At 67.8% G+C, this 20,722-nt stretch carries 19 protein-coding genes and 1 tRNA gene; 10 read left to right on the top strand and 10 right to left on the bottom strand.

Annotated elements, in window-relative coordinates; genetic code table 11:
• Positions 1–6: 6 nt before the first annotated feature.
• The 3 genes from NDI65_RS00425 to NDI65_RS00415 all read right to left on the bottom strand — a co-directional run bounded on the left by NDI65_RS00425 (position 7) and on the right by NDI65_RS00415 (position 4,096).
• Entirely contained in the window at positions 7–2,568 is a 2,562-nt protein-coding gene (locus NDI65_RS00425) for a cbb3-type cytochrome c oxidase subunit I (protein WP_310893086.1), read from the bottom strand.
• On the bottom strand, positions 2,565–3,341 hold the full coding sequence (gene coxB, locus NDI65_RS00420) for a cytochrome c oxidase subunit II (protein WP_089777694.1): 777 nt from the start codon (positions 3,339–3,341) through the stop codon (positions 2,565–2,567). The genes NDI65_RS00425 and coxB overlap by 4 nt, the downstream gene beginning before the upstream one ends.
• A 239-nt stretch (positions 3,342–3,580) precedes the next feature.
• Positions 3,581–4,096: a DUF6789 family protein gene (locus NDI65_RS00415; RefSeq protein WP_089777693.1), complete on the bottom strand. Its 516-nt coding sequence runs from the start codon at positions 4,094–4,096 to the stop codon at positions 3,581–3,583.
• 114 nt (positions 4,097–4,210) lie between these two features.
• On the opposite strand from NDI65_RS00415, the gene cyaB reads away from it, so the two are divergent.
• Together cyaB and NDI65_RS00405 are read left to right on the top strand one after the other, a co-directional pair.
• Positions 4,211–4,768, top strand: a complete 558-nt coding sequence (gene cyaB / locus NDI65_RS00410) for a class IV adenylate cyclase (RefSeq protein WP_089777692.1) — start codon at positions 4,211–4,213, stop codon at positions 4,766–4,768.
• Positions 4,769–4,893: 125 nt separating this feature from the next.
• Entirely contained in the window at positions 4,894–6,102 is a 1,209-nt protein-coding gene (locus NDI65_RS00405) for a methionine adenosyltransferase (protein ID WP_089777691.1), read from the top strand.
• 53 nt (positions 6,103–6,155) lie between these two features.
• Here the strand turns inward: NDI65_RS00405 and ppk1 are convergent, their stop codons facing one another.
• Positions 6,156–8,618 (bottom strand): polyphosphate kinase 1, encoded by a 2,463-nt coding sequence (gene ppk1, locus NDI65_RS00400; RefSeq protein WP_089777690.1) that lies wholly within the window; start codon positions 8,616–8,618, stop codon positions 6,156–6,158.
• Between the two features lie 253 nt (positions 8,619–8,871).
• Between ppk1 and thiI the strand changes: the two genes are divergently transcribed.
• The 3 genes from thiI to NDI65_RS00385 all read left to right on the top strand — a co-directional run bounded on the left by thiI (position 8,872) and on the right by NDI65_RS00385 (position 10,985).
• Entirely contained in the window at positions 8,872–10,047 is a 1,176-nt protein-coding gene (thiI, locus tag NDI65_RS00395; protein WP_310893084.1) for a tRNA uracil 4-sulfurtransferase ThiI, read from the top strand.
• Between the two features lie 188 nt (positions 10,048–10,235).
• The gene (locus NDI65_RS00390) at positions 10,236–10,490 is read left to right on the top strand and encodes a hypothetical protein (protein ID WP_089777688.1); all 255 of its coding nucleotides are present in this window, start codon (positions 10,236–10,238) and stop codon (positions 10,488–10,490) included.
• A 42-nt stretch (positions 10,491–10,532) separates the two neighbouring features.
• Positions 10,533–10,985 (top strand): DUF5804 family protein, encoded by a 453-nt coding sequence (locus NDI65_RS00385; protein ID WP_310893083.1) that lies wholly within the window; start codon positions 10,533–10,535, stop codon positions 10,983–10,985.
• 33 nt (positions 10,986–11,018) lie between these two features.
• Here the strand turns inward: NDI65_RS00385 and NDI65_RS00380 are convergent, their stop codons facing one another.
• Entirely contained in the window at positions 11,019–11,939 is a 921-nt protein-coding gene (locus NDI65_RS00380; RefSeq protein ID WP_310893082.1) for a PLP-dependent cysteine synthase family protein, read from the bottom strand.
• 145 nt (positions 11,940–12,084) lie between these two features.
• On the opposite strand from NDI65_RS00380, the gene NDI65_RS00375 reads away from it, so the two are divergent.
• Both NDI65_RS00375 and NDI65_RS00370 read left to right on the top strand, forming a co-directional pair.
• Entirely contained in the window at positions 12,085–12,465 is a 381-nt protein-coding gene (locus NDI65_RS00375) for a thioredoxin family protein (protein ID WP_089777685.1), read from the top strand.
• Between the two features lie 151 nt (positions 12,466–12,616).
• Entirely contained in the window at positions 12,617–13,396 is a 780-nt protein-coding gene (locus tag NDI65_RS00370; protein ID WP_089777684.1) for a hypothetical protein, read from the top strand.
• A 14-nt stretch (positions 13,397–13,410) separates the two neighbouring features.
• Here the strand turns inward: NDI65_RS00370 and NDI65_RS00365 are convergent, their stop codons facing one another.
• The gene (locus NDI65_RS00365) at positions 13,411–15,537 is read right to left on the bottom strand and encodes a thioredoxin domain-containing protein (RefSeq protein WP_089777683.1); all 2,127 of its coding nucleotides are present in this window, start codon (positions 15,535–15,537) and stop codon (positions 13,411–13,413) included.
• 177 nt (positions 15,538–15,714) lie between these two features.
• Here NDI65_RS00365 and purD point away from each other — a divergent pair, with 177 nt between their 5' ends.
• Together purD and NDI65_RS00355 are read left to right on the top strand one after the other, a co-directional pair.
• Positions 15,715–17,001, top strand: a complete 1,287-nt coding sequence (gene purD, locus NDI65_RS00360) for a phosphoribosylamine--glycine ligase (RefSeq protein WP_089777682.1) — start codon at positions 15,715–15,717, stop codon at positions 16,999–17,001.
• A 90-nt stretch (positions 17,002–17,091) separates the two neighbouring features.
• Positions 17,092–17,640, top strand: coding sequence for an acyltransferase (locus tag NDI65_RS00355; RefSeq protein WP_089777681.1), 549 nt, complete (start codon positions 17,092–17,094; stop codon positions 17,638–17,640).
• A 75-nt stretch (positions 17,641–17,715) separates the two neighbouring features.
• On the opposite strand, the gene NDI65_RS00350 is transcribed toward NDI65_RS00355, so the two are convergent.
• The 4 genes from NDI65_RS00350 to NDI65_RS00335 form a co-directional block, all read right to left on the bottom strand.
• Complete coding sequence (locus NDI65_RS00350) at positions 17,716–18,621, bottom strand: mechanosensitive ion channel domain-containing protein (RefSeq protein ID WP_089777680.1); 906 nt, start codon at positions 18,619–18,621, stop codon at positions 17,716–17,718.
• Position 18,622: 1 nt separating this feature from the next.
• Positions 18,623–19,432 carry a diadenylate cyclase gene (dacZ, locus tag NDI65_RS00345; protein WP_004976646.1) on the bottom strand — a complete coding sequence of 270 codons (810 nt, stop codon included), beginning with the start codon at positions 19,430–19,432 and terminating at the stop codon, positions 18,623–18,625.
• Positions 19,433–19,549: 117 nt separating this feature from the next.
• Positions 19,550–19,912: a group 1 truncated hemoglobin gene (locus NDI65_RS00340; RefSeq protein ID WP_089777679.1), complete on the bottom strand. Its 363-nt coding sequence runs from the start codon at positions 19,910–19,912 to the stop codon at positions 19,550–19,552.
• Between the two features lie 301 nt (positions 19,913–20,213).
• A tRNA-Leu gene (locus tag NDI65_RS00335) sits at positions 20,214–20,296 on the bottom strand.
• Between the two features lie 106 nt (positions 20,297–20,402).
• Here NDI65_RS00335 and NDI65_RS00330 point away from each other — a divergent pair.
• Positions 20,403–20,711 carry a cyclin gene (locus NDI65_RS00330; protein WP_089777673.1) on the top strand — a complete coding sequence of 103 codons (309 nt, stop codon included), beginning with the start codon at positions 20,403–20,405 and terminating at the stop codon, positions 20,709–20,711.
• Positions 20,712–20,722 lie beyond the last annotated feature (11 nt).

Below are 20,722 nucleotides of genomic sequence, written 5' to 3'. Positions count from 1 at the left end.
GTCACCTCACAGGATGTAGAACAGCGGGAACAGGAACAGCCAGACGATGTCGACGAAGTGCCAGTAGAGGCCGAAGTACTCCACCGATCGGCTGTCTTCGAGGTACGCGCCCCGCCAGGCGCGCGCGGTCAGGTACAGTGCGACGACGAGGCCCGCGATGACGTGGGCGGCGTGCAGGCCGGTCGTGAGGAAGAACGTCGAGGCGCGGACGTTCGTCGAGAGCCACAGCCCCTCGTGGAACAGGTGTTGCCACTCCAGTCCCTTGTTGACGAGGAAGCCGACGCCGAGGACGAACGTGGCCCCGAGGCTCGTCACGACGCCCCACTTGTGTTGCTTCTCGGCCGCGACGAGCGCGAGGACGACCGTGAAACTGCTCGTGAGCAGGATGTAGGTGTTCACGAGCCCCGGAATCGGGTCCGGCGGAATCGGCTCCCAGCCGGTCCAGCCGAAGGCGACGCGGGTGAACACGTAGGCTCCGATGAAGCCCCCGAACAGCACCACGTCGGACGCGAGGAATATCCACATCCCGACCTTGCCGTTGTCGATGCCGGCGAAGGGCCACGCCTCGCCCTCCTCGAAGACCGGGCCGTGGAACGGTTCGAGCCCCATGGCGACGAGCGACCCGAGGGTGACGACGCCGCCCGCGACGGTCGTGGTCGCGTAGGCGGCCCCGACCATCCCCTCGGGGAACGCGGCGTCCTGAAGCGGCGAGAGGCCGAGGAGGACGAGGAACGCGCCGGCGGAGAGGACGAACGGCCAGATGCTCGCGTGGCTCGGCCCCTCGACTTCGGTCGCTTCGGCCGTCGAGAGCGCGGTCGAGACCGGAGTCGTCGCCGAGGCGGTGACGCCGCCGTCGGAGACGGCCGCGCCGGTCGGTCCGCCGGACCGGTCCTCGCTCGGTTCGACCTCGCCGATGTCGAGGAATTCGAGGTGACCGTTTCGGTAGGTCGGCGTCCCGTCGAAGTTCTCAAGCGGCGGCGGCGACGAGACGGCCCACTCGGCCGTCGTCGCGTACTCCCACGGGTTGTCGGGCGCGGGGTCGCCGACGAAGGCGCTCTTGAACAGGTTATAGAACATGATGAGAAACGACAGCCCGAGGACGAACCCGCCGACGGTGGCGAGTTGGTGCCACGGCGCGAGTTCGGGCGCGTAGTCGAACACGCGGCGGGGCGTCTCCCACGCGACGAAAAGCGGGAAGTACAGCAGGTTGAAGCCGACGAAGTAGACGGCGAAGTGGAGTTTGCCGAGGAACTCGTCGTACATCCGGCCGGTCATCTTCGGGAACCAGTAGTAGAGGCCGCCGACGAGCGCCGTCACCCCGCCGACCATCACGTAGTGGAAGTGGGCGACGACCCAGTAGGTGCCGCGGAACTCGTAGTCGAGGACGACCGCGCCGAGGAAGACGCCGGTGATGCCGCCGATGATGAACAACAGGAGCGCCCCGAAGACGAACAGAAACGGGGTCGTAAAGCGAATCTTCCCCTTCAGCATCGTGTAGATGAGCGCGAACACCATCAGGTCGAACGGCAGGGAGATGCCGATGGTGGTTATCATGAACAGCGTCTTCACCTGCAGGTTGATGCTCGTCAGGAACATGTGGTGCATCCAGACGGCGAAGCTCTGGATGGCGACGAGCACCATCGCGAGGATGAACCACTTGCGGCCGACGATGCGGCGGCCGGTGAACGTCTGGAACACCTCGGCCATGACGCCGAGCGCCGGGAAGAAGACGATGTACACCTCGGGGTGACCGAAGAACCAAAACAGGTGCGTCCACAGGAGCGCCCCCGCCGGCGACTCCATGGCGAAGTAGGTCGTCCCGAGCAGGCGGTCCGACGACAGCACCAACAGCGCCGCCAGAAGCGCCGCGAAGGCGAACAGCATCATCCAGGCCGTCAGGAGAATCGTCCAGCTGAACAGCGGGAGGTTCCGGAGCGTCAGCCCCTCGGCGCGCATCCGGTGCATCGTCGTCAGGAAGTTGACCGACGAGACGGTGACGGAGGCGACGAACAGCACGAGCGCCAAGACGGCCGTCGACGCCCCCACGTCCGGCGTGAACGTCGGAACGTTCAGCGGGGCGTACATCGTCCACCCGCCGGAGAAGGTGCCGCCTTGGAAGAACGAGACGCCGAACAGGATGCCCGAGAACAGATACAGCCAGTACGACAGCGCGTTGAGCCGCGGGAACGCGAGGTCCTTCGCGCCGAGTTGGAGCGGGACGACGTAGTTGGCGAAGCCGAACGCGAACGGCGAGAGGAACCAGAACACCATCAACAGCCCGTGGGCCGAGACGGCCTGATTGTACGCGACGGGCGCGAGAATACCCTCGCCGAGCGCGCGCGGGGCGAGCAGTTGGACGCGCATCAGCCACGCGAGGACGCCGCCGAGAACGAGGAAGAAAAGCGACGTGACGATGTAGAGGATGCCAACGTCCTTGTGGTTCGTCGTGACGAACCAGCGCTTGATGCTCCCCGTGCCGGGGAAGTCGTGGCCGTGGTCGTCGCCGCCGTGGGCGACCTCGTGGCCGCCGTCGGCCGCGGCGTCCCGCTCGGGAGACGCGTCGGTCATGGAACCACCGCCGGTCGGAGGTTCGACTCGTTCGCGGTCGCGCTGTCCGTGGTCGCGTTATCGGCGGTCGCGTTCTCCGCGGTCGTGTTCGCGTACCACGCCTCGTACTCGTCGGGCGGCATCACGATGACCTCGGCGGACATGTAGGAGTGGCCCACGCCGCAGAGCTCGTAACACTGCGCGGTGTAGGTCCCCGGTTCGTCGGCGGTGAACCACGTCTCCGTCTCCTGACCGGGGATGGCGTCGGACTTGACGCGTAACTCCGTGATGCCGAAGTTGTGGAACACGTCCGCCGTGGTAATCGTCAGTTGGACGGGCCGGTCGGCGGGGACCCGGAGCACGCCGTCGGTGGTGTGGCCGTTCGGGTAGGTAAAACGCCAGCCGAACTGATAGCCCTCGACGGCCACGTCGAGCGAGTCGTCGTCCGCGGGACCGTCCTCGACGTACAGGAGCGTCAGGTACGTCCACGAGACCAGCGAGACGACGATGACCATGCTCATGAAAAACGAGGTGAACAGCTTCCGGCCCCCGCCGCTCCCCGACGGGAGCTCCCCGAGGACGAGCCGGTTCTCGTCGTCGACGTGACCGTTTCCGGAACCGGAGCGATACCTGTACGCGTTGTAGAGCATGTACCCGACGACGACGACCCCGACGAGCGTCCCCAAAAGCAGGAACACCTCGAAGATGCTTTCGAAGACGAACTCGCGGGTCCCCCGCGGGACTAACCCCGACTGGAGCGGGAACGCGGCCGTCAGTACGAGATCCGTGACCATTGATAACACCACCCAAATAAGATAATTAACGTTCGTGATGATTATTGTTTCGGAGCTATCGGGTTCGAACGGTGTCGAGCGGCCGGTTCCGGTCGTTCACGGCGAGGCGGGGAGAACGGCGCGAGTGCGGACGGTGGAAGCGGGAGACGACAGACGCCGAACGAAAGGCCAAAGAGACGCATGTGGCGGCGAGAGGTGCGGACGACGGCGGACAACAGCGGCCGCGCCCCCGCCGGCGCTCAGACCTCGTGTTGCGGGATATCCGCGAACAGGTCGAGCAGGTAGCCGAGCGAGAGGCCGTACACCCAGTGGGCCAGAAGCGAGAACACGAGGAACGAGGCGACGACGAACGCGTCGGCGGGCGGCCAGAACGCCGGCACGAAGCCGACCCAGTAGAGCGTCGCGAACGACACGCCGCGGAGGTACTCCGGCGACTCCGGCGGGAGGAACGCGCCGACGACGACGAACGTCACCGGGAGGACGACCACGCCGCCGATGCCGAAGAGGAAGGCCCCGAGGGCGAGCGTCGGTTCGTAACCGAAGAACCTCGCCATCCCGGCGAATCGCGTAATCGGTTCGGTCGTAAAGAGGCCGAAGAGTTCGGGGATGCCGACGAGGACGGGCAGCATCAACACCGTCCCGACGAACCCGCTCGCCATCGCGGTGAGGACGACGCGGCCCGTGATTTCGTAGTCGGCGGTCTCGCCGACGTGCTGTCCAACCGCGGTAGCCGGGTTCGGCGTCTCTTGGCTCATACTCCCGTCATACTACGGGTTCTTACATGATAAAAGATAACAAATGCCACAGTACTGAGGGGTCGCCGACGCGAGTCACCGACGTTTTTGCCCCCCGGACGCGCCCGTGAGAGCATGTACGAAGTCGAGGTCAAGGTCCGCGCGGACCACGACGCGGTTCGCGAGCGACTCGACGCGGCCGAGGCCGAACGGGTCAACCGCGTCGCCCAGACGGACACCTATTACGACGCCCCGCACCGAGATTTCGCCGAGACCGACGAGGCGCTGCGCCTCCGGCGCGAATCGCGCTACGAGGGCGGCGAACTCGCCGACGAGGAGACCGTCGTCACCTACAAGGGACCGCTCGTCGACGAGTCGTCGAAGACCCGCCGGGAGTACGAGACGGGCGTCGACGACGGCGAGACGATGGACGACATCTGCGAGGCCGTCGGCTTCGAACCCGCCGCGACCGTCGAGAAAGAGCGCGAGCGGTTCGCCCTCGACGGCTACACCGTCTCGCTCGACTCGGTGTCCGGACTCGGCGAGTTCGTCGAGGTCGAAGTCGAGGTCGAATCCGGCGTCGACGACGCCCGCGAGGGGGCGTTCGCCGTCCTCCGGGAGCTCGGTCTCGACCCCGACGACCAGATTCGGACCTCCTACCTCGGAATGCTGCTCGGCGCGCCCGAGGAGTAGGCGGGCAGACGGCTCTCGGTCGTCCGCGCTCTCGGCAGATACTGCCCGAGCATACTCTCAAGTAATACGATTGTGGCCAAAGGTTTCCGCAAGTTATAGAACCGCCCGCCGGGTACGTCCCGCCAATGAGCGACCGAAATATCCGCCTCGAATCCGCCGACAAGCGCGCGGTCGAGGACCAGGAGGTCGAAATCGTCGAGCGAAAGGGCATCGGGCACCCTGACTCCATCTCCGACGGCATCGCCGAGAGCGTCTCCCGCGCCCTCTCGAACCTCTATCTCGACCGCGTCGGCAAGGTGCTTCACTACAACACTGACGAGACGCAACTCGTCGCCGGCACGGCCGCGCCCGCCTTCGGCGGCGGCGAGGTCATCGAGCCCATCTATCTCCTCATCGTCGGCCGCGCCACGAAGGAGTACGACGGCGAGAAGATTCCCGTCGACTCGACGGCGCTCCGCGCCGCCCGGGAGTACCTCAACGAGAACATCCCCGGGCTCGACGTGGGCACGGACATCATCGTCGACGTGAAGCTCGGCGAGGGCTCCGGCGACCTCCAGGACGTGTTCGGCGAGGAGACTCAGCAGGTCCCGATGGCCAACGACACGAGCTTCGGCGTCGGCCACGCCCCCCTGACCGAGACGGAGCGCATCGTCCTCGAAGCCGAGCGCGCCCTCAACGGCGCGGCCTACGGCGACGACCACCCCGAACTCGGACAGGACATCAAGCTCATGGGCAAGCGCGAGGGCGACGTCATCGACGTGACCGTCGCCGCCGCGATGGTCGACAAACACCTCGACGACATCGACGACTACGTCGCCGCCGTCGACGACGTGCGCGAGTTCGTCACCGACCTCGCCACCGACTACACCGACCGCGAGGTCAACGTCGAGGTCAACACCGCCGACGACTACGACGAGGGCTCCATCTACCTCACGACGACCGGCACGTCCGCCGAGCAGGGCGACGACGGCTCCGTCGGCCGCGGTAACCGCGCCAACGGTCTCATCACGCCGAACCGCCCGATGAGCATGGAAGCGACCTCCGGCAAGAACCCCGTCAACCACATCGGGAAGATTTACAACCTGCTTTCGACCCACATCGCCGAGACGGTCGTCGCCGAGGTCGACGGCATCCGCGACCTGCAGGTCCGCCTGCTGTCGCAGATCGGCCGCCCCATCGACGAACCGCACGTCGCCGACGCGAAGGTCATCACGGACGAGGGCGTCACCGTCGCCGACATCGAAGACGAGGTGGTCGCCATCATCGACCGCGAACTCGCGGACGTGACCGACATCACCCGCCGGACCATCGAGGGCGAACTCAGCACGTTCTGAGGCGTCGCGTCGGCGGTCGCAGAAAAGACCGCGCCGCCCGCGAGGGCGGACGATTACTTCTCGCCGTAGTACTTCTCGACCAGCCGCGCGGCCGCTTCGGCGGTCTTCCGGTAGTCGCGGTCGCCGTCCGGCGTCCGAACCGCGTACTCGTAGTGCCGACTGCTCGGCACGTACCACTTCTCGGGGAAACTGTCGAGGACGTGCCGCGGGTCGCCGTTCTTCGGCGCGCCCGCATCCGCCTCGCCGACGGGGTCGGAACCGGCGGCAACGTGCTTCTCGGACCCGTCACGGGGAGCCATCACGGACGGGTCGGACTCGACGAGAAGCGTCTCGGGCACGTCCGGGTGCGACGCCGAGATACCGCGGTGGACGCCGGGCGTGTTCGACGCCGCGAGCGTCTGATCCATCAGAATCCGCTGCATGCTAATCTCGTGGCCGTCGCCGGGGGCGCGCTGGTCGTAGGTGCCGTCGGCGTTCATCTCCCACGCCTTCCGGTTGTCGGCGAAGCCGAGTTCGAGGACGAACCGCAGCTGCTCGCGGATGTCCGGGTCCTCGACGGGCGCGACGGCCTCCACGCGCTTGTCGAGGTTGCGGGTCATCCAGTCCGCCGAGCCGACGTAGTAGTCCGGGTCGCCCGCGTTCTCGAAGTAGAAGATGCGGGAGTGTTCGAGGAAGCGGTCCACGACGCTCCGGACCGTGACGGTCTCCGAGACGCCCTCCAGCCCGGGGCGGAGCCGACAGATGTCGCGGACGAGCAGGCCGATATCGACGCCGGCCATCGACGCCTCGTACAGTTCCTCGACGATGACGGGGTCTTCGAGGGCGTTCATCTTGGCGACGATGCGGGCGTCGCGGCCGGCGCGGGCGTGTTCGGCCTCCCGGCGGATGCACTTCGTGAACTCGCTTCGCATCGTCACGGGCGCGATGAGGAGCTTCCGGAACTCCTCGTCCAAGGAGGGGCCGGTGAAGAAGTTGAACACCTTCACGAGGTCCTGTCCGATGTCGCGGTCGGCGGTGAGAACGCCGAGGTCGACGTAGCCCTTCGCGGTCCCGGAGTGGTAGTTGCCGGTGGCGACGTGGGAGTAGAGGCGGACGCCGTCTTCCTCCTCGCGGACGACGAGCGCGGTCTTCGTGTGCGTCTTGAGGCCGATGGTGCCGTAGGCGACGTGGATGCCCTCCTCTTCGAGCCGCCGCACCCATTCGAGGTTGTTCTGCTCGTCGAACCGCGCTTTGAGTTCGACCATCGCCGCGACCTGCTTGCCGTTGTCGGCGGCGTCGATGAGCGCCTCGATTACCTTCGAGTCCGAGGCCGTCCGGTAGATGGCGGCCTTGATGGCCAGCACGTCGGGGTCGGTGGCGGCCGCGTCGAGGAACTGTTGGACGGTGTCGCCGAACGAGTGGTAGGGGTGGTGCAACAGCACGTCCTTGCGGCGAATCTCGTCGAAGACGGTGTCGCCGCCCTCCCCGGCCGCCTCGGGAGAAGCCCCGCCCGAACCGATTCCCGCGTCGGTGGGGCCGAGGGCCGAAAACCGCGGGTGCGGCTGGGGCGTCCACGACTCCAACGAGAGGTCCGGGCGGTCGAGGTCCGCGAGGTCCATCAGCTCGCGGTAGTCGAGCGGCCCGCGGAGTTCGAACACCTCGCGGTCGTCGAGGTCCAACTGCTCGACGAGGAGGTCCCGCGCCGCCTCGGGCGCGTCGGCCTCGATTTCGAGGCGGACGACGGTGGCGAAGCGGCGCTGTTCGAGCACCTCCTCTATCATGTCGATGAGGTCTTCGGCGACCTCCTCGTTGCGGCGGACCTCGGCGTTCCGGGTGAGTTTGAACACCGCGGTGTCCACGACCTCGACGTTCGGGAACAGGAGGTCGAGGTTGGCGCGGATGACCTCCTCAAGGAGGACGTACCGGACCTCGTCGCCGTCGGTGTCGACCTCGACGAGTCGGGGGCGGTTCTGCGGAATCTTCACGCGCGTGAACGTCTGGTCGCCGTCGTCGTCGCGGGTGACGACCGCGAGCGAAAGCGAGAGGTTCGAGATGAACGGGAACGGATGGGCCGGGTCGAACGACAGCGGGGTGAGCGTCGGCAACACCGAGAGTTCGAAGTAGTCGCGCATCTCCGCGCGCTGGGCGGGCGTCAGCTCGTCGTAGTCGCAGATGCGGATTCCCGCGTCGGCGAGCGCGGGGCGAATCTCCTCGCGGTAGCACGCGGCCTGTCGCTCGAACATGGGTCGGGCCTTGTCGATGGCCTCCTCCCACTGCTCGCGGGGCGTCCGGCCGTCGGTCGTCCGCTCGGTCACGCCGGCGTCTATCTGCTGTTTCAGCCCGCCGACGCGCTTCATGAAGAACTCGTCTAAGTTCTTCGTGAAGATGGAGAGAAAGCGGACCCGTTCGAGAAGCGGGTTCCGGTCGTCGAGGGCCTCGTTGAGCACGCGAGACTGGAACGCCAGCTCGCTCAGCTCGCGGTTGAGGTAGTACTGCGGGTCGGCGAGGTCGATGTCGGCTGGCGACTCGTCGATCATTGGCATCGAGTGGGCATCGAAGTGGCGGCAGTTGTTCGTCGAGAGCGGCCGCGGGCGGTCGGCGATCGTACGAAACAGAAACGGCGTGAAATCTATTAAGCGGTTTATATTGTTTCGCCGTCTGTCTACGGTTCGGTAAATTGTACTATTTACAGATATATAACACTAATAGCGGTCGAGCGAGCCGTGCCGAGCCGGGTACGGACGCCCCCCGAAACGAGACGCTGAAGGGTGCCCGCGGAGAACGTCGACCGTGAATCAGACGGCGCACGTCGTCCTCGTCGGCTACGGCGAGGTGGGCACGAAGAGTTCGAGCGTCCGGGCGAAGATGGAGGAAAGACTGCGGACGAACCTCCAGGCGGTCCTCGACGACCGCTCGCTCTCGGGCCGCGTCGAGCGGGAGTGGTCCCGCCTGCTCGTCCGCGACGCGGCCGACGCCGAGGCCGTCGCGGCCGCCTGCGCCGAGGTGCCGGGCGTCGTCTGGGCGCGCCCCTGCGTCGCCTGCGACCCCACACTCGACGACATCGTCGCGGTCTGCCGCGGCCTCGCGTCCGACCACCCCGACGGGGCGGCGTTCGCCGTCGACGCCGACCGCGTCGGCGACGCCGACCAGCACGACTTCGCCAGTTCGGACCTCGAACGCGAGGCCGGGAGCGCCGTCGTCGAGGCGACCGGCGCGCCCGTCGACCTCGACGAGCCCGACCGAACCTACCGAATAGAGTGCCGCGAGGAGACGGCGTATCTCTCCGTGCGGCGGTTCGACGGCCCGGGCGGACTGCCGCTCGGGACGCAGGGACGGGCCGTCTCGCTCGTCTCCGGCGGCATCGACTCGCCGGTGGCGACGTGGGAGCTGATGCGCCGCGGCTGCGAAATCGTCCCCGTCTACGTGGACTTGGGCGACTACGGCGGCGCTGACCACCGCGCGCGGGCCATCGAGACGGTTCGGACCATCGCCCGCCGCGCCCCGAACGCGGACATGCGGGTCCACGTCGTCCCCGCCGGCGACGTGGTCGACCGCCTGATGGACACCGTCGAGGACACCCGGATGCTCTCGCTGCGGCGCGCGATGCTCGCCATCGCCGCCGAGGTCGCCACCGACGAACACGCCCACTCCGTCGTGACCGGGGAGTCGCTCGGCCAGAAGTCGAGCCAGACCGGCGAGAATCTCGGCGTCACCGAGGCCGCGGTCGACTACCCCGTCCACCGCCCGCTTTTGACCCGCGACAAGACCGACATCGTCGCGGCCGCCCGCGACCTCGGCACCTACGACGACTCGACGCTCCCCGTGGGGTGCGAGCGCGTCGCGCCGAGTTTCCCCGAGACGAACGCCTCGCTGTCGGCCGTCGAGGCCGCGGAACCCGACGACCTGTTCGACCTCGCGGTCGAGGCCGCCCGGGAGCGGGTGGTCGTCTCGCCCGACGGCGGATGAGAGCGCGGGTGAGCGCGTCCGAGCGAGCAGACCGCGGCTCCCCCCGGACGAACCGTGGCACGGTATCGATACACATCCGAACCGTGTAAACGACCACCACAGTAACGATTTATCAAACGTTCAGATTCGTTTCGAATGAACAATTGCACAAAAATGAATTTATCTACCGTGAGCGCTAGGGTTCTCCCATGTCGAAAACATCGCGTCCCGGTCGCGGACACTCCGGCCCCGAGTGGCGCGTCAGCCACCGGGCGTCGCGGACCGACTGGAGCGACACCGTCGAGCGCTGCGCGGCGTGTCACGCCCGCGTCGACCTGAGCGAACCCCACTATCAGGTCCTCCTCGAACGGGACATCGACAAGCCCGGGAAGATAACCCTCGAACGCGAGCGCCTCGTCTTCTGCGACGAGTCCTGCGCCGCCGAGTGGGAATCGACCGCCTGAGTACCGGAACCGCTTTACCGAGTCCGGCCCCTCCCTCTCGACGTGACGCAGGTCTGTCTCGTCGGCGCGGAGGACGTCCACCTCCAGTACGAACTGCTGTCGCGCGACACCGCGCGCGCGGCGCTTTCGACCTACGACATCTCCGAACCGTTCGACAACTCGCTCGCGGTCGACACGGTGAGCCTCGGCGCGGCCGTCTCGCTTCTCAACGACCTCAACTGGTATCTCGTCCGCTTCGTCGACTTCTCGCTGGTCCGCGAGCCCTCCGTCTCGCCCGACGAGTGGCTCTCGCGCGACCTCGCCCGGCAGATTCGAGACGGAAAAGTCCAACCCGAAGACACCGGCGACCATCTCGCCATCTACGGCGTCGAAGACGGCCGCCTCGTCGAGCCGATGTACGTGACGCGCGTCGACGGCTCGGTGCCCGACTACGACCTCAGAGACGTGGAGCGAACGCTCGTCGTCAGAGTCGCGGAAGACGAGTTCGGTCGGTAAGCGAGGCGACCGGCGAAAAGCCGCTCTGGACCGCTATTCCTCGGCGTCGAACATCCCGGTCGACATGTAGCGCTCGCCGGAGTCCCAGAAGACGGTCACGACGAGCGGTTGGTCTTCCTCGTCGGCCTCGGGGTCGGCGAGTCGCTCTGCGACGCGCTTGGCCGCGAGGAGCGACGCGCCGGACGACTGGCCGACGAGGATGCCCTCCTCGCGGGCGAGGCGGCGACACTCGGCCTCGGCGTCGGCGAGTTCGACGATTTCCACGTCGTCGATGAGGTCGGTGTCGAGGTTGGGGCTGACGAAGCCCGGCCCCATCCCCTGAAAGTCGTTGTCGCCGACCTCGCGGCCCGAGAGGACGGCGCTCTCGGCGGGTTCGACGCCGACGACGCGCATCGAGGGGAACTCCTCGACGAGGCGGCGGCCGTTGCCCGAAATCGTGCCGCCGGTGCCGATGCCGGCGACGAAGGCGTCGATGCGGCGGTCGCCCACCTGTTCGAGAATCTCCTCGGCGGTCGTCCGGTAGTGCGCCTCGGGATTCGCGGGGTTCTCGAACTGCCGGAGTTGGTACATGCCCTCGGCTTCGAGTTCGTCGGCGCGGTCCTTCGCGGCGGAGATGTCGCCGTCGACGAGTTCGATGGTCGCCCCGTAGGCGCGCATGATTTCGCGGCGCTCGGGGGACATCGAGTCCGGCATGACGATTGTGAGGTCGTAGCCCTTCGCCGCCGCGACGACGGCGAGTCCGATACCGGTGTTCCCGGACGTGGGTTCGACGAGGTGGTCGCCCGGCGAGATGTCGCCCGCCTCCTCGGCCGCCTCGACCATCGCCAGCGCGGGGCGGTCCTTCGCCGACCCGCCCGGGTTCTTCGACTCTATCTTCGCCGCGACCGTCGCCCCCTCGGGGGAGTCGACGCGGACCAGCGGCGACCCGATAGCGTCGAGGATACTGTCGTCCATCGACCCTCCGTTGACGGTGCGACACTAAACGACTGGCGGAGGCGGACGATACGGCCACCGTCTCAGGGAGAGACAGCTCCGCGCGCGGACGGCGAGCCCCGCCGCGAGCGCACCCGTTAAATCCGCGCGGCCGGTACGCCCTGTCATGGCTGAAGCCGAGACGCTCGAAACGATGCAACCGAACCCCGCGTGGGACGCGGCCTCGTACCCCGACGTGGTCGACGCCCTCGCGGGCGAAGACTACACGTTCAAGGTCTGGGGCGGCGACTGGTGCGGCGACTGCCGCGGACAGCTTCCCGACTTCGCGGCGGCGCTCGACGCCGCCGGCGTCCCCGCCGAGCGAATCGACCACTACCCCGTCGAGAAGGCCGACGACGGCTCGAAGGTCGGCCCGCTCGTCGAGGAGTACGACATCGAACTCATCCCGACGGTCGTCGTCGAACGCGACGGCGAGGAGGTCGCTCGCTTCGTGGAGGAAGAAGACGTTCCGATTGCGGCCTACCTCGCAGAGCGGCTCTCGAACTGAGCGCCGACTCCGGTTTTTCGTTTTCTCGAACCCACTAATCCGCCCACACAGTCGAATCCCCTGCGTCAATCGAGCCCGCCGAAACCGTGATACGACACCCGCGGGTACGCCGATGCGATGCGACGAGCGCAGTTGTCGCGGGAGTCGGAAGGTGCCTGAGAAGCGCGGTGGAGACGCGGGTGAGCGCCCGGACGACGGGGACGAACCGCGGCACTATCTCCTCGACAGCGACGACTACCGCCGCGACCTCGTCCCGGTGTTCTCCGAAGCCGTCCCCGTCGCAAGCGCGGTTCGGGCGGAACTCGACGAGAGCTGTCTCGACGGAGAGCACGGAGCGTTCGGAGAAGACGGTATCGAGCGATGCGCCGATGCGCTCGCAACCGTCGACGCGCTCGACCCCGAGCGCCCGGACGACGGGACCCGCGTCTTCTCTCTCGACCGCGACGGCGAGGACGCGCTGTTCGCGCTTCTCGACGCCGCGACGACGATGGTCGGGGAGAACTTCGTGTTTCGCCTCGCGCTCCTCGACGAGCGCGGCGACGAACTGCTCGTAACGATTCCCCACGAATCGATGCTCTGGGGCGAGTCGCCGCCGCTCCCCGAGGCGGCCGTGGCGTCGATTCGGGACCTGCTCGCTGACCGAGTCGGTCTGTTCGCGGCGTCGACAGTCCACGAACGTTGGGAGACCGACGACCACGCCTACCGCTTCGAAACCACGGCTATCGTGCAATCGACGCTGGACGGATGGCGGAGTCGAACCCACTGTTCTGCGCTCTCGGCGCGCCGTCTCGACGTCGTCGACGGAACGACGCTCGTCTTCGACACGCCGACGGGTGAGAAAGTCGTCCCGTGCGTGACTCCCGAGCGCGCCGAGCGAGTCGCAAACACGGTGCGGTCGTTGCGGCGGCGGTACGACGGGACGCGGCTCTGAGTCGGGGGGCCTGCTTAGTTGTCGTCGCCCGCGCCCGCGTCGCCCGCCGTGAACCACGCCAGCGCCTCGTCGAGGTCGCGGGTCGGCGCGGAGCAGGTGAAGTTCTCGCAGGCGTAGACGGTGGGTTCGCCGTCGGCCGCCTCGCGACCGGCCCAGATTGGCGGGGCCTCGTCGAGTCCGAGTTCGTCCAGCCACGCGTCGAGTTCCTCGTCGGTGCCGGGGCGACGGGAGACGACGAGGCCGGGGAGATACCGCGAAGCGAGTGTGGCGCGCCACTCGTCGGGCATCTCGTCGGCCGCGACGGTGAGTTCGGGGACGCCGCTTGCGGCCTTCTCGGCGGCGAGCGCGAGCGAGACGTGTTCGAGCGGACTGCCGCGGACGCGGTTGGCGAACGACCCGAGGATCGCGTCCGCGACGTCGCCGAAGCCGTCCTCGGGTGCGAACTGTTCGAGGTCCAAGAACAGCGACGTGGCGACGCCGAGACTCGACGGCGTGGACTGGTCGGTCGGCTCCTGCGGGCGGGTGACGAGCGATTCGCCGCTCTCGGGAGTGAAGTAGAGCGTGCCCGCGTCGGCGTCGTAGAACTCGCGGCGGGTCGCCCGCGCGAGGTCGAGCGCGAACGAGAGCGGCGCGAGGTCGCCGGTCGCCTGATAGAGGTCGAACGCGCCGCGCGCGAGGAAGGCGTAGTCTTCGAGGTAGCCGTCGCCTTTGACCTCGCCGTTCATCACGCGCCGCGAGAGCGTCTCGGTCTCGTCGTCCCAGAGCCGTTCGCGCACGAAGTCGAGGGCGCGGCGGGCGTCGGCCGCGAGCGAGTCGTCTTCGAGGACGGTCGACCCCTGCGCGAACGCCGAAATCATCAGGCCGTTCCAGCCGGCGAGCACCTTCTCGTCGCGGGCGGGGCGCTCGCGTCCCTCGCGGGCGGCGAACAGGGCCGTTCGAGCCTCTTCGAGGCGGGCTTCCACCTCGGACTCGTCGAGGTCGTACTCGTCGGCGAGTTCGGCGGTCGTCGCTGAGACGTTCAGGACGGTCGTCTTGTTCTCGAAGTTGCCGCCGGGCGTGACGCCGTAGCGGTCGCAAAACAGGTCGGCGTCGAGTTCGGGGAGGAGACCGCGCACGTCGTCGGGCGTCCAGACGTAGAACGTGCCCTCCTCGCCGCCGGACTGGGCGTCGAGCGTGGCGAAGAAGCCGCCGTCGTCGTGGGAGAGTTCGCGGCGGACGAACTCGAACGTCTCGGCGGCGACGGTCGCGTACGACTCGTTGCTGGTGAGTCGCGCGGCGTCGAGGTACCGGGCGGCGAGGCCGGCCTGGTCGTACAGCATCTTCTCGAAGTGCGGGACGGTCCACTCGCGGTCGACGCAGTAGCGGTGGAAGCCGCCGCCGAGGTGGTCGCGGAGGCCGCCGTTGGCCATCGCGTCGAGGCTCTGCCGCGCCACGTCGAGCGCCTCGCGGCGGCCGGAGACGGCGTAGCCGCGGAGCAGGGCGTCGATGCGGCCGGGTTGGGGGAACTTCGGACCGTCGCCGCCGAAGCCGCCGTGGTCGCGGTCAGCGCCGCGGAGCGCGGCCTGCACGGTGCTATCGAGCACCTCCGAACCGGGGGCCTCGCCGGCCACGTCGGGCGTCTCCTCCAGTCGGTCGGTGATGGCGCTCGTCCACTGCTCGGCGCGGTTCTCTATCTCGTCGCGGTCGGTCCGCCACGACTCGGCGAAGCTCTCGACCAAGTCGCGGAAGCCCGGCGCGCCGCGGCGGGGTTCCGGCGGGAAGTACGTGCCGACGAAGAAGGGCTTGCCCTCGGGCGTGAGCCAGACGGAAAGCGGCCACCCGCCGCCGCCGGTGACGAGCTGGCAGATGGTCTGGTAGATGCGGTCGAGGTCGGGGCGCTCCTCGCGGTCGACTTTCACCGGGACGAAGTGTTCGTTGAGCACCTCGGCGATGTCGGGGTCCGAGAAGCTCTCGTCGGCCATGACGTGACACCAGTGGCACGCCGAGTAGCCGACCGAGAGGAAGATGGGCTTGTCCGCCTCGCGGGCGGCGTCGAGCGCCGTCTCGTCCCACGGCTGCCAGTTGACCGGGTTGTCGGCGTGCTGGCGGAGGTACGGGCTCTGCTCCTCGTCGAGTCGGTTGCGTCCCACCGGGTCGGACATGCGTCGAGGTCGGCGCTCCGGGAACTAAAGCGGCGTGGAGACGGCCGTCGTGGCCGGCGCGGGGCGTGGGCCGGACAGCGAGTCACCCTCGTTGGCGACCGGACATAACCACAATCGTGCCTATTTCGTCGGCGATAAAGAGCAATCTTTACACTCCCGTGCGCAGGGTATGCGACCATGAGCGAGACCGTCCTTCTCGTCGGCGGCGGCGGCCGCGAGCACGCGATTGCCCGCGCGCTGGCCCCCGACTGCGACCTGTACGCCTGCGCCAGCAACCGAAACCCCGGCATCGCCGCCCTCGCCGAGGGCTTCGAGACTATTTCGGAGACCGACGCCGAGGACATCGTCGCCTACGCCGAGTCGGTCGGCGCGACGCTCGCGGTCGTCGGTCCCGAGTCCGGCCTCGCGGCCGGCGTCGCCGACGCCCTCGACGACGCCGGCGTCTACACGTTCGGCCCGCAGGCGGCCGAGGCGCGCATCGAGACGGACAAGGCGTTCCAACGGCAGTTCATGCGCGACGAGGAGATTCCGGGCAACCCCGACTTCGCCACCTTCGACGACATGGAGGCCGCCTGCGACTACATCGACGACTACGACGGCGACCTCGCGGTCAAGCCCGCGGGCCTCACCGGCGGCAAGGGCGTGAAGGTCATCGGCGACCAGGTGACGCCCGAGGAGGCGAAGGCGTACCTCCGCGACTCGGACTACGAGCGCGTCGTCCTCGAAGAGCGCCTCGTCGGCGAGGAGTTCACGATTCAGGCGTTCGTCGCCGACGGCGAGTTCCGGGTCAGCCCCGCCGTACAGGACCACAAGCGCGCCTACGAGGGCGACGAGGGACCGAACACCGGCGGCATGGGAAGCTACACCGACGTGACGCCCTCCCTGCCGTTCATGGCCGACGGCGACTACGAGGCCGCCGTCGAGGTCATCGAGGCCGTCGTCGAGGCGCTCCCGGAGTACAAGGGCATCCTCTACGGCCAGTTCATGCTCACGACCGAGGGCCCGAAGGTCATCGAGTTCAACGCCCGCTTCGGCGACCCCGAGGCGATGAACACGCTTCCGGTCCTCGAAACGCCCTTCATCGACGTGCTCACGGCCGCCCGCGAGGGCGAGTCGCTCCCCGAACTCGACTTCGCCGAGGCCGCCACGGTCTGTAAGTACGCCGTCCCCGAGGGCTACCCGACGGACCCCGAGGCCGGCGCGGAAATCACGGTCGAGGTGGACGAGGACGCCGACGCCCTGCTGTTCTACGCGAGCGTCGACGACCGCGAGGACGGCCTGTACACGACGACCTCGCGGTCGTTCGCCGTGGTCGGCGTCGCCGACAGCATCGCCGCGGCGGAGGAACTCGCCGAGGACGCGCTCGCCGACGCCGGCGAGGGCTTCCACATCCGCCACGACATCGGCACGGCGGCGCTCGTCCAGCGCCGCATCGACCACATGGCCGAACTCCGCGGCGAGTAAGCCGGGAGCGGTCCCGCGGGACCGGTTCGCTATTTCTCTCGTCGGCCCCGCGCCGAGGGCGCTTTTACCCCCGCGGTCCAATCGACTGACGTGACCGACGACGATGCCGCACCGGCGGACGCAGAGGGCCGCCGACACGACCGAATCCAGCACCACCCGACGCCCGGCCCGCGGAATTCGCTCCAGTACTGGACCGACGCCAAACCCGTCTGGCGCGTGATGCTCAACTACGTGTTCGTCCTCGTCGCCCGCATCGCGCCGTCGCTCCGAGTCAGAAACTGGGCGCTCCGACGCATCGGTGTGACCGTCGGAAGGGGCGTCTCGTGGGGCCTCGAAGCGACGCCCGACGTGTTCTGGCCGGAGCTCGTCACCGTCGAGGACGACGCCATCGTCGGCTACGACGCGGTCATCCTCTGTCACGAGTTCCTGCAGGACGAGTACCGGACCGGCGAGGTCGTCGTCGGCGAGCGCGCCATGATAGGCGCGAAGGCGACCGTCCTCCCGGGCGTCCGCATCGGCGAGGGCGCGCAGGTCGCGGCGAACTCGCTCGTCACGCGCGACGTGCCCGCGGGCGAAACGGTCGCCGGGGTGCCCGCGAGACCGATGTCCGGCGGCGAGGCCGACGGGGACGGGGAGTGACCGACTCGTCGTCGCCGTCAGGTGGCCGTTAGGGCGACGAGCGAGCGACTTCTCGCGGGGCGGTGGGCGTTCGGGTCACCTGCGGACGCGGCCGACGCCCTTGTTGAGGACGCGCGCGTTCGGCACGACGAACTCCGTCTCCTCGGCTTCGACGTGGGTGACGAACATATCGAACTCCTGGACGACGCCGCGGACCTCGCCGACGACGATTTCGTCGCCGATGCTGTACGGCTGGGTGAAAAGGAGGTACGTCCCCGCCGCGCCCGAGCGAAGCAGGTCCCGGAAGGCGACGGCGCTGAAGACGATGAGGCCGAGCAGGTACGCCCCGAGGAGGACGATGAGCGCGAGCGTGGCGACGCCGACCTGCGAGAGCGCGACCAGCGTGGCGAGAAAGAAGACGGTGTACTTGGCGAGCGCGGGGAGGAGATTCACCTGCGGGAGTTTGACCGCGCGGAACCGCTCGGCGACGAGGAGTTCGACCTTGTCGCCGACGACGACCCCGGTGATGAGGACCAGAATGGCGATGAACAGTTGCGGGAGGATGGCGATGACGAGGCCCCAGAACCGGTCGGCGTAGTTGACGCCGGCGAACGACAGCGCGGCGAAGACACTGATTCCGAGGACGAAGTACCGCGTCAGCCACGACAGGATTTCGACCGTCGAGGTCTCGAAGTCGCGGGCGGTCCGCTCGAAGGCCGTGCCCTCGATGGCCTCCGGAACGCCGACGCTGACGAGGAGTCGGTGGACGAGCGTCCCCGCGACGTACGCGAGCACCAAGCCGAAAAGCAGGATGGTGAGCACGCCGAGAAACCGAATCCCGGCGATTCGAACGATGTCGTCGACGACGCCGCCGACCGTCTGGAGCGGGACGACGGGCGCAGACACAGAGACAGATGCGGATGCGGATTCGGGTGCGACCGTGGGCGCTGACGCGGGACCGACCGACGAGTGGACGAGGGACGCCGAAGCGGACCCCGGCATCTCAGTACGCCTCCGGGTCGATTTCGAGAATCATTTTGCCGCCCTTGAACGCCCGAACGAGGCCGTCGGACTCCGAGAGGACGATGGCCGTGGCGTTGGTGTCGCGGGTGATAGCGCCGCCGGCCATGTGGCGCGCGCCCAGCCCCTTCGGGATGTCGACGCCCTCCGCCGAGGGTTCGAGGTAGCGGTACGCCGAGACGATTTTGCCCGAGTCGGAGATGACGAACGCGCCGTCGAGCCGCGAGAACTCCTTGAGCATCACGTTGACGATGGGGTCGCCGACGTAGACGTGGGACTTCTCGAAGGGGTTGTACGAAAGCGGCCGGGACTTGTTCATCACCTTGCCCGCGTCGCCGACGATGAACAGCGCGCCGACGGGTTCGCCCTTCTGGCCCTTCTTGCCCAGTTCGATGGCCACCTCGAACACGTCGCGGATGACGCCCGGGTCCGCCCGGGAGTTCGCGAAGAGGTCGTAGATGCCCGACCGCATGTTCTCGTCGACGCGAACGCGGACGAGCGAGTCGAGGTCGCCGCCGAAGACGCCGACGTTGCAGGCGATGGTGTCGCCGGCCTCGACGATGCTCTGTTCCATCGCGCCCTCGACGCCGAAGCGGATGCGGTCCTTGACGTTCTGGAACTGCAGGGGCAGTTCCACGAACGTCTCGGCTTCGACCGTGTTCTCCGGCGCGATGACCACCGTCGGAACGTCCGTCTCGGCGAACTGCTCGTAGTGGGAGTGGCTCGGCGTGAACAGAAACAGCCCATCGACGTCCGCCACGAGGTCGCCCAATAATTCGGATAACGCCGCCATTGGTGGAGAGACACACCGGGTGAGAAAAAGGGTTGTGTCGCGTCTGACGCGTGGCGTGCGCGATTCGACCGGTCGAGACCGGCGACTGATTCTCCCCGAAGAGGGGTCGAACGGGACCTATCGCCCCAGAATCGGCGCTCTGAGCGCGGCGACCTCGTCGAGAATCGCGTCGGCGTCGTCCGGGGCGACGCCGTTTTCGTTGAGCGCGGCCGCGAGGTGTTCGGCGATGGCGTCGAAGTCCTCGCCCGAGAGGTCGAGGTGGTCGTGGGCCGCCCGCATATCGGCCCCGTCGTACTCGACGGGACCGCCCGCGACGGCGCTGATGAACTTGACCTGGTGGGCGCGCTGTTCGACCATGTCGATGTCGTCGAAGTAGTGCGCGACCGAGTCGTCGGCGAGGACGCGGTCGTAGAAGTCCGAGACGACTGCTTCGACGGCCTCGCGGCCGCCGATGCGAGCGTAGAGTGACTGCGCAGGCATTCGTCCGCGAATTGGACACCACGACGGTAAGGTTTCCTCCGAACGTATGCGGGGTCTTTAAACGCGGAGTACGGGGTCGCGGCGGGGGAACGTACTGACCCGACACCCGAGACCCGACTGTCACTCTATCCAGAGGCCGGATTCACAGGGTGCGTCGCTGTCGCAGTCGGCGGTGAAGAAATCTTCAACGAGAGTTTCAACGGCAGGCGCGCGGGACAGGGTTCGAACCGGGCCGAGACTCGCTGTGCTCGTCTCGTAGGGTTCGAACCTGTCTGCTCCCTCGCTCACTTCGTTCGCTTAGTGCGCGGGACAGGGTTCGAACCTGCGAAGGTCTACACCACAGCGTCCTAAGCGCTGCGCCTTTGGCCACTTGGCTACCCGCGCGCAGTCGGGCGACACGCGCCCTTCGACCGCACATTTCCCGCAACGATATATAAACGTCACGAGCGCCCGCCGCGAGGATTATGCCCCCGCGGCCGCAACGACGACCATGTACAGCGCCCGAGACCAACGAGACAACCGGGAGTGGCTGGCCCGCATCGACGCCGCCGCCGACGGCCTCGAACTCGGCAGCGAGGCCCGCTCGTACGCCTCGGACATGTTTCTCACGCAGTTGCCCGACGAGGAGCGTTCGAAGCGGGCCGTCGCCGCCGCCAGCCTCTACGCCGGGGCGCTCATCGCCGGCGAAGAACGCTCCCAGACCGCCGTCGCCGAGTCGATGGACGTGTCGCGGCTCAGCATCCAACAGCGCTGGAAGGACCTCCTCCGAGAGGCCGGCTTCCGACCGCCGAGTTGGTAGTTGGGAGGCGC

The sequence above is a fragment of the Haloferax sp. S2CR25 genome, from assembly GCF_031624535.1.
GTDB classification, from domain to species: Archaea; Halobacteriota; Halobacteria; order Halobacteriales; family Haloferacaceae; genus Haloferax; species Haloferax massiliensis.
Note: the sequence above shows the minus strand (reverse complement) of the source record. Positions and strands in the feature narration are given on the sequence as shown.

Excerpts from the sequence above, each read along its gene's own strand:
- NDI65_RS00330 (WP_089777673.1), top strand. The coding sequence starts at position 20,403 with ATGTACAGCGCCCGAGACCAACGAGACAACCGGGAGTGGCTGGCCCGC.
- dacZ (WP_004976646.1), bottom strand. The coding sequence starts at position 19,432 with ATGGCGGCGTTATCCGAATTATTGGGCGACCTCGTGGCGGACGTCGAT.
- NDI65_RS00415 (WP_089777693.1), bottom strand. The coding sequence starts at position 4,096 with ATGAGCCAAGAGACGCCGAACCCGGCTACCGCGGTTGGACAGCACGTC.
- NDI65_RS00340 (WP_089777679.1), bottom strand. The coding sequence starts at position 19,912 with ATGCCTGCGCAGTCACTCTACGCTCGCATCGGCGGCCGCGAGGCCGTC.
- NDI65_RS00390 (WP_089777688.1), top strand. The coding sequence starts at position 10,236 with ATGTCGAAAACATCGCGTCCCGGTCGCGGACACTCCGGCCCCGAGTGG.
- NDI65_RS00405 (WP_089777691.1), top strand. The coding sequence starts at position 4,894 with ATGAGCGACCGAAATATCCGCCTCGAATCCGCCGACAAGCGCGCGGTC.
- ppk1 (WP_089777690.1), bottom strand. The coding sequence starts at position 8,618 with ATGATCGACGAGTCGCCAGCCGACATCGACCTCGCCGACCCGCAGTAC.
- coxB (WP_089777694.1), bottom strand. The coding sequence starts at position 3,341 with ATGGTCACGGATCTCGTACTGACGGCCGCGTTCCCGCTCCAGTCGGGG.
- NDI65_RS00350 (WP_089777680.1), bottom strand. The coding sequence starts at position 18,621 with ATGCCGGGGTCCGCTTCGGCGTCCCTCGTCCACTCGTCGGTCGGTCCC.
- NDI65_RS00375 (WP_089777685.1), top strand. The coding sequence starts at position 12,085 with ATGGCTGAAGCCGAGACGCTCGAAACGATGCAACCGAACCCCGCGTGG.
- purD (WP_089777682.1), top strand. The coding sequence starts at position 15,715 with ATGAGCGAGACCGTCCTTCTCGTCGGCGGCGGCGGCCGCGAGCACGCG.
- cyaB (WP_089777692.1), top strand. The coding sequence starts at position 4,211 with ATGTACGAAGTCGAGGTCAAGGTCCGCGCGGACCACGACGCGGTTCGC.
- NDI65_RS00425 (WP_310893086.1), bottom strand. The coding sequence starts at position 2,568 with ATGACCGACGCGTCTCCCGAGCGGGACGCCGCGGCCGACGGCGGCCAC.
- NDI65_RS00380 (WP_310893082.1), bottom strand. The coding sequence starts at position 11,939 with ATGGACGACAGTATCCTCGACGCTATCGGGTCGCCGCTGGTCCGCGTC.
- NDI65_RS00365 (WP_089777683.1), bottom strand. The coding sequence starts at position 15,537 with ATGTCCGACCCGGTGGGACGCAACCGACTCGACGAGGAGCAGAGCCCG.